The following is a 14,478-nucleotide window of genomic DNA, read 5'->3' as shown; positions in this document are numbered from 1 at the left end:
TTATACGAATTTGTTGTAGTAAGCGTTGTAGTAAGTACCATTCCCAAGCCCGCAAACCCGCATAAACACTGGGTTTTTACTTGTCTAACGTCTTCATCGTCGGGAATAAAAGTACATCCCTGATGGCTGCTGAATCCGTAAGTAACATTACAAGGCGGTCAATACCGATACCAATGCCTCCTGTAGGCGGCATTCCGTATTCCAGCGCATTTAAGAAGTCTTCATCCATGGAGTTGGCTTCTTCATCACCGGCAGCCTTTAAGGCCTCCTGTGCTTCAAAACGTCCTCTCTGGTCAATGGGGTCATTTAATTCGGAGAAGGCATTTGCCATTTCTCTCTTTGTGATAAACAGCTCAAATCTTTCGGTAAAATCGGGTGCCTCCGGCTTTCTCTTGGCAAGAGGGGAAATCTCTACCGGATGGTCCATAATAAAAGTAGGCTGAACCAGATTTTCTTCTACATATTCTTCAAAGAAAAGGTTGATGATATCACCCTTCTTATGTCTGTCTTCGAATTCTATATGACGCTCCTTGGCAATGGCCTTTGCTTCCTCTTCCGTCTTAATCTGTGTGAAATCAACACCGGAATATTTCTTAACGGCTTCCAGCATGGTAAGTCTTTCAAAGGGCTTGCTGAGGTCAATTTCCACACCGTCGTAGGAAATGGTAGTAGTACCAAGTACATTCTGTGCCACTGTGCGGAAAAGCTCTTCTGCCAAGTCCATCATACCGTAATAATCCGTATATGCCTGATACAGCTCCAGCAGAGTAAATTCAGGGTTATGTCTTACAGAAAGGCCTTCGTTACGGAATACCCTGCCGATTTCATATACCCTTTCAAGACCTCCTACAATCAGTCTCTTTAAGTAAAGTTCCAGTGATATTCTTAAATGGATATCCTCATCCAGTGCATTATGATGAGTCATAAAGGGCTTTGCCGCAGCTCCGCCGGCATTGGGAACAAGAACAGGTGTCTCGACCTCAATAAAATTCTTTCCGTCAAGATATTTTCTGATTTCCCTTATAATAAGGGAACGTTTTACAAAGGTATCCTTAACTTCCGGATTAACAATAAGGTCCACATACCTTTGACGGTATCTGGTATCGGTATCCTTCAGCCCATGGTATTTTTCAGGCAGTATCTGAAGGCTCTTTGATAAAAGAACAATGCTCGTAACCTTGATGGAGATCTCCTCCGTATGAGTCTTGAACACCTCTCCGGTTATGCCTACAATATCACCGATATCATATTTCTTGAATTCCGCATAAACCTCATCCCCTACGGCATCCCTCTTAACGTAACCCTGAACATCGCCCTTAATATCACGAAGATGAAGGAAGGAAGCTTTGCCCATTACGCGCTTGGACATAATACGTCCGGCAATGGATACTTCTTTTCCTTCCAATGCCTCAAAGCCCTCCTCAATCTCCTTTGAGTGATGTGTAGCCTGGTACTTCATGACCTGAAAAGGATCCTTACCGTTTTCCTTCAGCTCGGCAAGCTTGGTTCTTCTTACCTTTAACAGCTCATTAAGCTCCTGTTCTGTCTGTACCTTTTCCTGCGCCTGTATCTTTTCCTCAGCCACTTTTCTTCATCCTTTCTAAAAAAAATCAATTGGATCTTAATATTTCCAGAATTTTGTACTCTAACATACCGGAATGAGTCTCAACATTAACAATATCTCCAACTCGTGCACCAATCAATGCTTTACCGACCGGTGATTCATTGGAGATCTTTCCTTTAAGACTATTTGCTTCCGTAGACCCTACGATTTTATATTCCATCTCGTCTTCGAACTCAAGGTCAAGTATCTTAACCCTACAGCCTATATTAATAACATCTACCTCAACTTCATCTTCTACTACGACTTCTGCGTTCTTAAGGATTTTATCTATTTCTTCGATTCTAGCCTCGATTTCCCTTTGTTCATCTTTGGCTGCATCGTATTCTGCATTTTCAGATAAATCTCCCTGCTCCCTGGCTTCTTTTATCTTCTGTGCTACTTCTTTACGTTTGATGACTTTCAAATCCTGCAATTCTTCTTCTAAGATTCGTAATCCCTCATAGGTCAAAATATTCTTCTTTTCTGCCATATTTTAATACCCTTCCTCCGTTTCAATCGTATTTACGATACATTCAAAGTATTATAACTTATCACCGGTTTATTGTCAATGATTTTGCCCTTTGCCGTATAAGTACTTTATATCTTATCAAGATATGCTTAAAAATATTCCGCATGTTATCATTAACTTTTTCCAAGGTATTATTCCATTTTTTCATATTTTTTTGCACTTTTTTCTTTGTTACAGTTTCTTACAAACTTAGACATATTTTTAGTCCAGGACTGCTCTTCCTGTATGAAAAAAATCCCTTATCAGACAAGCTGGCAGTTCCAAAAGATTTATTAAAATTTTGAATAAGTGCGAATTAACTCTTTACACTTCTGTCGAATAGTGTTATTCTCTACTATAGGTGTTTTACTATGTTTTCTTATAATAATTACATAATATTATAGGCAATCTGGTTACTACCAAGTACATCTAGTTACATAATTAACAATGTTCAGTAATTGAGGCGCACGGTGAGGTGACTCATTCTTTTTGTGTTCATTTCTTTTCTCGATTGCTGACACATCAAGGAGGATAATATAACATGGCTAGAAAAATGAAAACCATGGATGGAAATAATGCTGCGGCACATGTCTCCTATGCATTTACCGACGTTGCAGCCATCTATCCAATTACACCATCTTCAGTTATGGCTGAAGTTACTGACGCATGGTCAACTCAGGGAAGAAAGAACATTTTCGGACATGAAGTACAGGTTACCGAAATGCAGTCTGAGGCAGGTGCAGCTGGTACCGTTCACGGTTCCTTACAGGCTGGTGCTTTAACTACTACTTATACCGCATCACAGGGCTTACTTTTAATGATCCCTAATATGTACAAAATAGCAGGTGAATTACTTCCCTGTGTTATTGATGTTTCTGCCCGTGCTTTGGCAAGCCACGCACTGTCAATCTTCGGTGACCACTCCGACGTATATGCATGCCGCCAGACAGGCTTTGCAATGCTTTGCTCCGGAAATGTACAGGAAGTTATGGACTTAGGTGCTGTTGCACATCTTTCCACTCTTAAGGGACGAGTTCCTTTCCTTCATTTCTTCGATGGTTTCAGAACATCCCATGAAATTCAGAAAATTGAAATGTGGGATTATGAAGATTTAAAGGAAATGACTGATATGGATGCTGTAGCTGCATTCCGTAAGCGTGCTTTAAACCCCGAACATCCGGTAACGCGCGGTACTGCTCAGAATCCTGATATCTTCTTCCAGGCAAGAGAAGCAAGTAATTCTTACTATGATGCTATTCCAGGTATTGTAGAAGAGTATATGAATAAAGTAAACAATAAAATCGGAACAGATTATAAACTGTTCAACTACTATGGTGCTCCCGATGCTGAACATGTAATCATTGCAATGGGTTCTGTATGTGATACCATTGAAGAAACCATTGATTACTTAACAGCAAAAGGCGAAAAGATTGGTTTAATCAAAGTTAGACTTTTCAGACCTTTCTCCGTGAAACACCTATTAGACGTTATTCCTGATTCCGTTAAACAAATCAGCGTACTTGACAGAACAAAAGAACCCGGTGCACTTGGTGAACCTTTATGGTTAGATATTGTAGCTGCCTTAAAGGACAGTAAATTCAAGGACACTCCCGTATTATCCGGTCGTTACGGTTTAGGTTCCAAGGATACCACACCCGGACAGATTGCTTCTGTTTACAAGAATTCCGAAAAGAAGAAATTCACTATCGGTATTGTAGATGATGTTACAAAGCTTTCCCTTGACGTAACAGATAAAATCAACACCACTCCTGAAGCAACTATCAGCTGCAAATTCTGGGGACTTGGTGCAGATGGTACAGTAGGTGCCAACAAGAACTCCATCAAGATCATCGGTGACCATACAGACATGTATGCACAGGCTTACTTTGATTATGATTCCAAGAAGTCCGGCGGTATCACAACCTCCCACTTACGTTTCGGTAAGGCTCCTATCAAGTCCACTTACCTTGTAAGCCAGGCTAACTTCGTTGCCTGCCACAATCCTTCCTATGTAAGAAAATACAACATGGTTCAGGATTTAAAGGACGGCGGAAAATTCTTACTTAACTGCGGATGGACAATGGAAGAAATCGAAACCCATTTACCCGGACAGGTTAAGCGCTACATTGCTGAACATAACATTAAATTCTATACCATTGACGGTATCAGCATCGGTAAGGAAATCGGTCTTGGCGGACGTATCAACACCGTTTTACAGGCAGCTTTCTTTAAATTAGCTAACATCATTCCCGTAGAAGATGCTGTTAAATACATGAAAGCAGCTGCTACCGCTTCTTACAGCAAGAAGGGTGATGCCATTGTTAAGATGAATCATGACGCTATTGACCGCGGTATTACCGATGTGAAGGAAGTTAAGGTTCCTGCTTCCTGGGCTGATGCCAAAGATGAAAGCATTCTAAGTGTTGCAAGCGGCTCCAGAACAGAAATCGTAGATTATGTAAATAAAATCCAGAACGTTGTCAATGCTCAGGATGGTTACAGCCTGCCTGTTTCTACATTCGTAGATATGGCTGACGGTACATTCCCCTTAGGTTCCTCTGCATTTGAAAAACGTGGTATTGCAGTAGATGTTCCCAGCTGGAATCCTGATAACTGTATCCAGTGTAACTTCTGTTCCTATGTATGCCCTCATGCATCCATCCGTCCTGTAGCCATGACAGGAGAACAGGCTGCTAACGCTCCTGAAGGTTCTCTTAATGTTGACTTAACAGGTATGCCTGGCTTCAAATTCGCTATTTCCGTATCTGCACTGGATTGCCAGGGCTGCGGTTCCTGCGTAAATGTTTGTCCTGGTAAGAAGGGTGAAAAAGCACTTACCATGCAGAGCTTAGAGAGCCAGTTAGATTCTCAGAAATTATTTGATTATGGTGTAGAAATCGGATTCCCAGAAGAAGTTGTTACCAAGTTCAAGGAAACAACCGTTAAGGGAAGCCAGTTCAAGAAACCTTTACTTGAATTCTCCGGAGCATGCGCAGGCTGCGGTGAAACACCTTATGCAAAACTTGCTACACAGTTATTCGGTGACAGAATGTACATTTCCAATGCGACCGGATGCTCTTCTATCTGGGGCGGCAGTGCACCTTCCACTCCTTATACCGTAAACAAAGAAGGCAAAGGTCCTGCTTGGGCTAACTCCTTATTTGAAGATAATGCAGAGTATGGTTATGGTATGGCTCTTGCTCAGAAGGCATTAAGAAAACGCCTTATCTCTTCTGCAGAAGCTCTTACCGGTGTTGTTGAAAATACTGGTGTAAAGGCTGCTCTTGAGCAGTATCTTGCAACAAAGGATTCCAGTACCTTAAACGGACCTGCTTCCACAGAATTAATCGCTGCTCTTGAAGGCTGCGGCTGTGACAACGAAGACAGAGCTAACATCCTGACAAACAAAGATTTCTTATCCAAGAAATCCCAGTGGATCTTCGGTGGTGACGGATGGGCTTATGATATCGGCTTCGGCGGCTTAGACCATGTAATTGCCAGCGGTGAAGATGTTAACATCTTAGTATTTGATACAGAAGTTTACTCCAATACAGGCGGTCAGTCCTCCAAGTCCACACCTACCGGTGCTATCGCTCAATTCGCAGCTGCCGGTAAGGAAGTTAAGAAAAAGGATTTAGCTGCAATCGCAATGAGCTATGGCTATGTATACGTAGCACAGATTGCTCAGGGTGCTGATTACAACCAGTGCGTTAAGGCATTTGTTGAAGCTGAAAGCTATCCCGGACCTTCTATTATCATCGCTTATGCTCCTTGTATCAACCATGGTATCAAGGGTGGTATGAAGGGTGCTCAGACAGAAGAGAAACGTGCAGTTGCTAGTGGATACTGGCATTTATTCCGTTTCGATCCCCGTCTGGAAGCTCAGGGCAAGAATCCCTTCCAGTTAGACTCCAAAGAGCCTACTGCTGATTACCAGGAATTCCTTTCCAATGAAGTTAGATACAGCTCTCTTGCACGTTCTAATCCGGAAAGGGCAAAAGAACTTTTTGCAAATGCAGAAGCCAGTGCAAAGGCTAAGTACAAGAAGCTTGTACGTCTTGCTTCCTGGGAAGACTAATACCAGACTAATACAGATTTAAAATATAACGGCCGAAATAAAGCATGCAAAAGGAGGCTGTATCCTGACGGTAATGACCGCCAGGATACAGCCTCCTTATTTTTAATTATAATATGTCAATCCTTATGATACTGCAGGCATATTAAAGAACCAACAGGAACGCCGATATCATTTGCTATCACAGAACATTTCGTCATGAGCAGGTAGTAGAGCTTCTTATCCCTTTGTTCACTTAAGCTCTCATAATTAGCCTGTCCTTTTGCAATTACAATATCCGCTTCTGAATAAATTGCCTGAAATTCCTTACTGGTTCTTTCCAGTACGGTTCCCAGCGAATTATCACCATTGCTGATTATGCTGGCATATTCGTCTATGCCAACGTTATAGGCATCCGCTTCTATGGAATCGTTCACAACAGGTTTCCCTCTTACTCCAAAATAGATCTGCATATTGTGATTATAGTCTTTGATTCTCTTTAGCAGTAATTTGTCCAGGCAGATTTCTCCGCAGTTATCCCCAAGATAGAGAAGCTTTTGGCCTGCTTTGATGTCTTTCATTAATTCAGCGGATTGGTTAATCTTTAATTCCAGTTGGTCTATCTGCTTAAAATATTCCATAACATTCTCAATTCTGCTGTTATGTATTGGATTAAAATCTATTATATTCGCTATAATCGCATACTTAATTGCACTTTCCAGAGGATTGTCAGATTGGCTGATCTGCTCTTCCAATGTAGTTGACATATCCAGAAACATCTTGTTATAGTAATTTCTTATTTGCAGATAGGGGTCGTCATTTTGGGTATATTTCTTTAACAATTCAAAGGTCTCACCGATTATTTCCGGATTTGTTTTCTGAAAATCAACTACACTAAAGAACCGGAATACCTCGTGGAATAATTCTTCCCTTTTTTCGACCTTTGTTATATCCGCGACCTTAACTACCTGATTTACCAAGCACGGTAAACACTCATAATTTATTTTCATATTTCCACCCCGTGCATATCGCAGACTTGTCTGCGATACTGCTTTAATAGGGTCCTCTTTTCTATTTTCGTTAAATCCCATACCCTTTATACCTTAAAAACCATATTATTCTTAATCCTGTCTCCGCAGGCGGCCTTTAAAGATCACCTTATAAAAAGCCCGGCAAACAGCATAACGGCAGGTATGGTAACCAGTGCCGCCATAGTGCTGATGGAATACAGCTCCGATGCATATAAATGATTCTTATGATACCGCAGGGCAAAGAGCATGCCCGTTGCGGCTACAGGACAGCCTGCCGCCAGAACAGCCGTCGTAATAATCTCCGGGTTCAGGGGCAGCCTGTAATATAAAAGAACCAGCACTGCCGGAATCAATATCTGCTTCATAAGGATTACAAGATATATCCGCCGTTTAAACAATACCTTTTTGATCTCTGACTGGGCCAGGGTCACACCTGCTATTATCATTGCCAGGGGAGTATTCATGGATGCCACATAATCCATAGAACGGTACAACACCTCCGGTACCCTTATATCGAGCAGAAACAGTGCAAAGCCAATTACTATGGCAATAAAGGTAGGTGATATAAGGGTTTTGAACATCGCCTTTATACTTCGCTGACCTGTCATCATGATAACGCCATGGGTCCAGATAAGCAGATTGAATACTGTCATATAGGCAGTAAGGTAAAATACTCCTTCGCTTCCATACAAACTGTTTATCAACGGTATTCCCATAAATCCGCAATTTGAATAGATACAGGAGAACCTTTCCAGGGGGAGGTCTTTGTTTGCCTTTCCTCTTACTAACAGCTGGGCGATACCAATTGCAACTATATGGCTTACAAGTGCAAGCACAAAGGATACCAGCAGCCCTTGAAACAATTCTTTATTAAAATCTCTTTGATAGGAATTAAATATGAGAAGGGGATTCACAATCAAAAGAAGGAAATCCGATAATTTCTTGTTGGTTTCATGGTTTATGATCTTGAGTTTAAAGCACAAAAAGCCTAAAACCATAATGAGGAACATAACCAATATTTGATTTAAAGCAATAACAGCTAATGACATAAGATACCTCTTAGGGTAATGGGGATAATTTCACACCTGAATATCATAACAAAATTAGTCTTTTCTGTCAATCTATGACGAATGCAATGGTAGGGGAAAGGCATGATGGAGGTTTATGGGAACGGACGATGGCCAAGGAGGTTGTTTTGGAATTTTGTTCCGCGAGAACCCTTATTCCACTAAAGCGGCAGAAAACGTGACTGGCAGGCAAAACAGCGCCAAACTCGCTGTTACAATTGTGGCGGTGGGAGTTATCAAGCTCAAACAGTGGCGCTGTTTTACCTAGTCACATTTCCTGCCGCTTAAGTGTCATAAGGAACCTCTTGAGACAAAATTTCAAAAAAACCTCCTTGGCCATCTGGGTATATCCATTATTGAGTCTCATGCCTTTGCAATTAATATAATATATGCCGAAGAGACGAATATAAAATAACCAAAAGTCTTATATATGGCGGTAAAATACTGTATGCATGTCAGTAGATTCCCTCATTTACAGACGTCAATAGGACCAGGTGGTTCACACCATTGTTCGGACGGCTCAGTGTACATTCCGGCAGTGTTTTGTCCATTTTTGCAGAATCACAGCTGGCAGCAGATATTTATGGCAGGCAAGGCTGAACACGCATTTTAATTTAATAAGTACACCTATCAGCTTTGCTGGTATCCCTGGAGGAAGTTTCGGAATTTGCTCATTGCCAGCTGTAGATCATCGATATTGGGCAGGTATACAATTCGAAAATGGTCAGGTTCCATCCAGTTGAAGCCCCTGCCATGTACCAATAGGATTTTCTTTTCCCGGAGCAAATCCAAGACAAACTTTTCATCATCTGTTATATGAAATCTTTCGGTATCAATTTTGGGGAATATATAAAAAGCTGCTTTGGGCTTGACTGCACTGATGCCGGGAATATCATTCAATGCGTTGTAGATATATTCCCTTTGCTCATAGATTCTTCCTCCCGGCAGCAGCAGCTCATCTGCCGACTGGTATCCTCCCAGGGCAGTCTGTATAATTTGCTGGGACGGTACATTGGAGCACAGACGCATGGAAGAGAGCATATTAATGCCTTCTATATAGCCCCTTACCTGCTCCTTGGGACCGCTTAAAACCATCCAGCCGCTTCGAAAGCCTGCCACACGGTGGGATTTAGACAGGCCATTTAAGGTAATACAAAAGATATCCGGTGCTAAGGCAGCAATTGAGGTGTGCTTTAAACCATCCATTACAAGACGGTCATATATCTCATCGGCAAACAGGATTAATTCATTCTGTCTGGCTACCTCTGCAATTTCCTTTAATACGCTCTCCGGATAAAGAGCCCCGGTTGGATTGTTGGGATTTATGATTACAATGCCCTTGGTCTTATCTGTTATTTTCTTCTTGATATCATTGATATCGGGATACCATTCCGACTGTTCGTCACATTGGTAGTGGACGGCATTTCCACCTGCCAATGTAATAGATGCTGTCCAAAGGGGATAATCCGGTGCAGGCACCAGTATTTCATCCCCATTATTTAATAGCCCCTGCATACACATCACAATCAGCTCACTGACACCATTTCCGGTATAAATATCGTTGATATCCACATTCTTGATACCTTTGAGCTGACAGTACTGCATAATTGCCTTTCTGGCAGAGAATATCCCCCTGGAATCAGAATAACCTTCCGAATCATGGAGATTGTATATCATATCATTGATGATTTCCTGAGGTGCATTAAAATGAAAAGGGGCCGGATTCCCAATGTTCAATTTTAGTATTTTCTCTCCTCTTGCAATCATTTTGTCAGCCTCTTCCAGTACAGGTCCTCTAATGTCATAGCATACATTATCCAGTTTCGCAGATTTGCAATAAGTCTTCATAGTCATCTCTTCCTCTCTCTTCTTGTTTAAAAATTGATATAAAAAAAGCCCTAAGTTAACAAATGTTAACTTAGGGCGGATATACAATCCGTGGTACCACCTAAATTCAGAATACTCTCTGCTCTCATAAGATACTATCATATCTCTTTCCGGTAACGGGGAAAGCCGTTGAAGCCTACTAAAGATATTTCCTGTTCGGTTCAAAGCTCAAAGACTGCTTCCCTGCTCCTTTTATAAAGACTCACACCAACCGTCTTCTCTCTGGGATATCAAAAACAGGTACTCCTTCTTGTCACAGCATTTATTGATATTGAAGGAATATTAACACGAATGTTTCCTTCTGTCAATCTATATTTTTACTGACTGCCTTAAGCGCTCATTCTCTCTTTGATATTATCCTTCTTAATCAGCAGCTTTTTGGATTTATCACAGGACATTTTACAATAAACAATTACAGGAGCAACCTTTTGAACCATATAGCCAGGCAGCTTTGCATAGATGCTGTTATCTTCTGCCACATTCTTCTTAAAGGTTCCTGCACCTGCTAACAGGAATATGAACAGTGGGAAGGTCTGAACCCACATAAGGGTAATGTCCGTAACCCCATGTACGAAAGCCGCTCCCATTATGCCAAGTATAAGGGAAGTAATTTTTACATCTCCCTGGTAGTAGCATCTTTTTATAATGCTTAACAGGTATTTTCCAACCGCCCAGGCTAAGACAGCGCTTCCAAGGATTCCATAGTTCAAAATGGATTCCAGTAAGATGCTATGGGAATGGGCCACGATTTTACCGGTCTGGAGGGTGCTGTATGCATAAGTTAAAGTTCCTTTGCCAAAGAGAGGTGCTTCTTTGATATAGAAAATTGCATTTTTCCAAATCTGAAACCGCATACTAAGGGTAAGGTTTGCCTGGGATATTCTCGGAATAACATCCGGGTTAATAAATAATATCAGTGCGATTCCTATAACAGCAACTCCTACAAAGGAAGCAAGCAAACGGTAATAACGGAGTAAAAACAGCATTACGGAGATTCCCGCCAGTACTTCCACCCAGCCGAACATACTCTGGCTTAAATAGATATTTATAAGGTTCATCAGGATAGCCGTACAGAATATATACTTGTTGCCCTGTCCTGTAAGAAGCTTGTAGGCACAGATTAAAATAACCGTTGCCGATATGGTAGCAAAGTAGTTTGGATAAAAGAACAAGCTGCATACCCGCTGATAATTGAGGTAACCACCCGAAATCATGGCTTGTTCAACCAATGCATAAACGGTTGAAAAGCAACTGAATACACACATAATACTCAGGCTTTTTTCGTATAGCTCCGCCGTCATAACATGATACTCGAATATTCCCAATATTGCAGCAAGGGTAAAAGCAAAGCCCCCCAATACTCCCATCCAGTTTCCATAAAACAGGGACACCAGCTGGAAGAACAACTGGAAGATCAAGATTCCTTTAAATTCCTTATGTACCAGGCATACTTCTCTTGTTTGCTTATTTATGGCTATATAAATAGCAATGGATACTAATATTATGCCAGATACCATATAAGGTAAGAATATGGATGCGGCTGCCGCCATAACCAGATTGTTATCCGTTAATATATTTTCCACTGCTTTTGTAATTTCTTTTTTCTGAATACTGGATTTTATATGAAATTGTGCGTTTTCTATTTTTCTGATAACTGTATTCTCTTTTATGATAACCCGCCTCTTTTCCAACTGAGTGCTTCCCTGTTAAGGAAGAACTTCTCCCTATTAGAAGTCTGAAGTTAAACCCGTTTCTGTCTATCACAAAGAGGAATTTTATCATAAATAAATTTAATTATCAATTTGGTATATCCTTAATCTTCATTATGATTTTCTTAATTTTTACAGCTAAATTATGAAGATTTATTAAGAATTTATCCAAATATATCCAGTATTCCTTTCTTTAAAATTTAATTTTGATTCAAGTGTCCTAAGGTAATATGCGGCATTATCAATATTCAATCCCTTTTCTGGCAATAATTTTTCTGTCATAAGGATGCTTTATTTTCTTAATTTCAGATACATAATCCGCATATTCTAAAAATACAGGAGCCGGGTCCCTTCCTGTTAATACCAGTTCCAGATTATCCCTTTTCTCCTTAATCAGTTTCTCTACCAACTGTCTGTCAATCAGATTATAATTGTAGGCTGCACACACTTCGTCAAGAACCAGCATGTCATAATGCTCTCTTTCTACCAGTTCCCATGCAGATTTAAGATTATCATTATGAAGTTTTGTGATGGCAAGCTTATCCTCTTCTGTCATCCGGTTAAAGAATCCATAATTCTTCTCATTTCGGATTACGGTGATATTATCCAAACTTCTTAATATTTCTATCTCACCGGATTCCGTTGCCTTCAAAAACTGAAGGAATACTACTTTCATTCCGCTGCCTGCTGCCCTTATGCTAAGGCCAGCTGCAGCGGTAGTCTTCCCTTTTCCGTCGCCGCAATATACGTGTGTCAGTCCTTTGTTCATGCTATCCTCCATGCATCGGAGTTTCCTAATGAAACTGCCTGAATACAATGCGATAATTGCTTTTTCATTTTCACCCTTAAGCAGAGTACCTGGTATTTCTTTCCGTACGCAGTACGTAATCTCTTACCCCTTCTACTCTCCCCAGGGTCAAATGATACCCGCCTTCTAATATACCTCTGGTCGTAAAATAAATCTTCATACGCTCTGTGAGGTCATCCACCAGGTCATTAATAGATTTATAGTCAGTAAAATTCATTTCTTCCAGTAATTTAATTGTCTGTTTGATACCTTCAAGCTGCTTTTCGTAAATAGTAAGATTCCCATGGTAGGTAAAATTCTTTATAACCCTGTCACTATGCTCTCTGTGAGAGGTTTCGACATGTTCGTTGATTTCATTCATAAGGTCATTTAATTCGATTCTTAAAATATCCACGTACTTATTGATTTTTCTTACCATATTCTTGCTCCTTCCTTAGAGTAAGCTATATCTTCGTTTACATCCGGTAACTTTTAGTCCTTCAGAATTAATTTTAGCATAATCTATCATATATAACAATGTATTTATGATATAATCCTGCTTTATTTTAACGCAGTACTTTACAGCGCAAGTCTTGTGCTGGCATAATGTGGTTACTTTGCATTTAAATACCGAATTTTTTTGGATGTTTTGCACAAAAAAGCATGTTTATTTTATAAAAAACATTTGTAAGAGTAGAAAAAATAAAATAAAATAATCCTGTATAAAAGAGAAATTAAACTCCTTTTATACAGGATTAACATTTAGGGCCTGGTTTATGAGTTTTGAAAAACCCATATATTTAATTGATTCATTTAATAGCACAACCATGCCTTTCGCTACTTACGAAACCTATCTTATTTATAATTCTTTTAAGAATTCATAGTCATTCCGTATGCTGTCCCATATGGGCTTATCGTAATCCTCATGCTCCAGCACAAAATATGCAGCAAATTTTGCTGCCTCCTGAACTGCCTTCATATCAATGCTGCCTTCTGGCATATCCACATTTTCTTTTGCTTTATTTATCTGCTTCATATGAATCAGTTCAATTTTCTTTCCGGACTTCTCAATATAAGATACCGGCTCCACATTAGCATAGGCTGCCCAGAATACATCCAGCTCCAGAATAACGTCTTCTCTGGTCAGTTCAGCTAACAGGTCCAGGGCATATTTTCCGTCAAGCCTCCTGAACTCATGGGCATGATTGTGATAGCCTACTTTAATGCCGCTTCCTTCTGCCAGCTTGGCTGCATTATTTAAGACCTCTGCCATTTCTTTTACTTCTTCTGCCGTCTCCATACTGGCATAAGGGCAGATTATATACTTTGAGCCAATTGCTTTATGATAGGCAAGCTCCTCTAAAAAATTATTCTTAAAGCTTTCAACGCCTACATGAGCTCCCACCGAATACAGGTTTTTCTCCTTTAAAAAGGCACCCATCTCCTCCGCGGACAATCCGCCGTAGCCTGCGAATTCTACTCCCTGGAAGCCGATATCTGCTGTTCTTGCTACCGCTGTCTTAAAATCCTTTTCTGTTTCCGTGTGAACGGAGTAAAGCTGTATTGATATTTCCATCGCTGCTTTCTACCATCCTTTCTGCTGTTTTCACTGTCTGTTATTATTTTTATTGCTTGTTATTATTTAAGCTTATATTCTTTAATTTATTATTATTTCGCTTCCTGATATTATTTTACTGCTGATGCTATTTTAATTTTAATTATTTTGCTGACTGACGTCATTTTAATATTTAATATTATTTTACTGCCTGATGCCATTTTAATATTTAATATTATTTTACTGCCTGATGCCATTTTAATATTTAATATTATTT

Annotated in this window: 11 protein-coding genes and 1 other annotated feature; of the genes, 2 read left to right on the top strand and 9 right to left on the bottom strand. The window is 40.2% G+C overall.

Going from position 1 to position 14,478, the window contains the following annotated elements:
- Positions 1-76: 76 nt before the first annotated feature.
- Together lysS and greA are read right to left on the bottom strand one after the other, a co-directional pair.
- The gene (gene lysS, locus BUB77_RS16485; protein WP_073277918.1) at positions 77-1,585 is read right to left on the bottom strand and encodes a lysine--tRNA ligase; all 1,509 of its coding nucleotides are present in this window, start codon (positions 1,583-1,585) and stop codon (positions 77-79) included.
- Between the two features lie 25 nt (positions 1,586-1,610).
- Entirely contained in the window at positions 1,611-2,093 is a 483-nt protein-coding gene (gene greA / locus BUB77_RS16480) for a transcription elongation factor GreA (RefSeq protein WP_073277916.1), read from the bottom strand.
- Between the two features lie 559 nt (positions 2,094-2,652).
- Between greA and nifJ the strand changes: the two genes are divergently transcribed.
- Complete coding sequence (gene nifJ / locus BUB77_RS16475; RefSeq protein WP_073277915.1) at positions 2,653-6,189, top strand: pyruvate:ferredoxin (flavodoxin) oxidoreductase; 3,537 nt, start codon at positions 2,653-2,655, stop codon at positions 6,187-6,189.
- A gap of 116 nt (positions 6,190-6,305) precedes the next feature.
- On the opposite strand, the gene BUB77_RS16470 is transcribed toward nifJ, so the two are convergent.
- Together BUB77_RS16470 and BUB77_RS16465 are read right to left on the bottom strand one after the other, a co-directional pair.
- Positions 6,306-7,175: a damage-control phosphatase ARMT1 family protein gene (locus BUB77_RS16470; RefSeq protein ID WP_073277913.1), complete on the bottom strand. Its 870-nt coding sequence runs from the start codon at positions 7,173-7,175 to the stop codon at positions 6,306-6,308.
- Between the two features lie 143 nt (positions 7,176-7,318).
- Positions 7,319-8,245 (bottom strand): AEC family transporter, encoded by a 927-nt coding sequence (locus BUB77_RS16465; RefSeq protein ID WP_073277911.1) that lies wholly within the window; start codon positions 8,243-8,245, stop codon positions 7,319-7,321.
- Positions 8,246-8,360: 115 nt separating this feature from the next.
- On the opposite strand from BUB77_RS16465, the gene BUB77_RS29970 reads away from it, so the two are divergent.
- Positions 8,361-8,531 carry a hypothetical protein gene (locus BUB77_RS29970; protein ID WP_170866675.1) on the top strand — a complete coding sequence of 57 codons (171 nt, stop codon included), beginning with the start codon at positions 8,361-8,363 and terminating at the stop codon, positions 8,529-8,531.
- Between the two features lie 362 nt (positions 8,532-8,893).
- Here BUB77_RS29970 and BUB77_RS16460 read toward each other — a convergent pair whose 3' ends face one another.
- The 5 genes from BUB77_RS16460 to BUB77_RS16440 all read right to left on the bottom strand — a co-directional run bounded on the left by BUB77_RS16460 (position 8,894) and on the right by BUB77_RS16440 (position 14,222).
- Positions 8,894-10,111 (bottom strand): pyridoxal phosphate-dependent aminotransferase, encoded by a 1,218-nt coding sequence (locus BUB77_RS16460; RefSeq protein WP_073277909.1) that lies wholly within the window; start codon positions 10,109-10,111, stop codon positions 8,894-8,896.
- Positions 10,112-10,179: 68 nt separating this feature from the next.
- Positions 10,180-10,416 (bottom strand) — a binding site (T-box leader).
- A 63-nt stretch (positions 10,417-10,479) separates the two neighbouring features.
- Entirely contained in the window at positions 10,480-11,841 is a 1,362-nt protein-coding gene (locus BUB77_RS16455; RefSeq protein WP_073277907.1) for an O-antigen ligase family protein, read from the bottom strand.
- A 259-nt stretch (positions 11,842-12,100) separates the two neighbouring features.
- Entirely contained in the window at positions 12,101-12,628 is a 528-nt protein-coding gene (locus BUB77_RS16450) for a cob(I)yrinic acid a,c-diamide adenosyltransferase (protein ID WP_073277905.1), read from the bottom strand.
- 76 nt (positions 12,629-12,704) lie between these two features.
- Positions 12,705-13,085, bottom strand: a complete 381-nt coding sequence (locus tag BUB77_RS16445; protein WP_073277903.1) for a hypothetical protein — start codon at positions 13,083-13,085, stop codon at positions 12,705-12,707.
- Positions 13,086-13,505: 420 nt separating this feature from the next.
- A complete protein-coding gene (locus BUB77_RS16440; RefSeq protein WP_073277901.1) occupies positions 13,506-14,222 on the bottom strand; it encodes a sugar phosphate isomerase/epimerase family protein in 717 nt (238 codons plus the stop codon).
- Positions 14,223-14,478 lie beyond the last annotated feature (256 nt).

It is taken from the genome of Anaerocolumna jejuensis DSM 15929, from assembly GCF_900142215.1.
GTDB lineage: Bacteria > Bacillota > Clostridia > Lachnospirales > Lachnospiraceae > Anaerocolumna > Anaerocolumna jejuensis.
This window is presented reverse-complemented; position numbering and strand designations above follow the sequence as displayed.

Coding starts and splice junctions, on each gene's coding strand:
- greA (WP_073277916.1), bottom strand. CDS start 2,093: ATGGCAGAAAAGAAGAATATTTTGACCTATGAGGGATTACGAATCTTA.
- nifJ (WP_073277915.1), top strand. CDS start 2,653: ATGGCTAGAAAAATGAAAACCATGGATGGAAATAATGCTGCGGCACAT.
- BUB77_RS16470 (WP_073277913.1), bottom strand. CDS start 7,175: ATGAAAATAAATTATGAGTGTTTACCGTGCTTGGTAAATCAGGTAGTT.
- BUB77_RS16465 (WP_073277911.1), bottom strand. CDS start 8,245: ATGTCATTAGCTGTTATTGCTTTAAATCAAATATTGGTTATGTTCCTC.
- BUB77_RS29970 (WP_170866675.1), top strand. CDS start 8,361: ATGGGAACGGACGATGGCCAAGGAGGTTGTTTTGGAATTTTGTTCCGC.
- BUB77_RS16460 (WP_073277909.1), bottom strand. CDS start 10,111: ATGAAGACTTATTGCAAATCTGCGAAACTGGATAATGTATGCTATGAC.
- BUB77_RS16450 (WP_073277905.1), bottom strand. CDS start 12,628: ATGAACAAAGGACTGACACACGTATATTGCGGCGACGGAAAAGGGAAG.
- BUB77_RS16445 (WP_073277903.1), bottom strand. CDS start 13,085: ATGGTAAGAAAAATCAATAAGTACGTGGATATTTTAAGAATCGAATTA.
- BUB77_RS16440 (WP_073277901.1), bottom strand. CDS start 14,222: ATGGAAATATCAATACAGCTTTACTCCGTTCACACGGAAACAGAAAAG.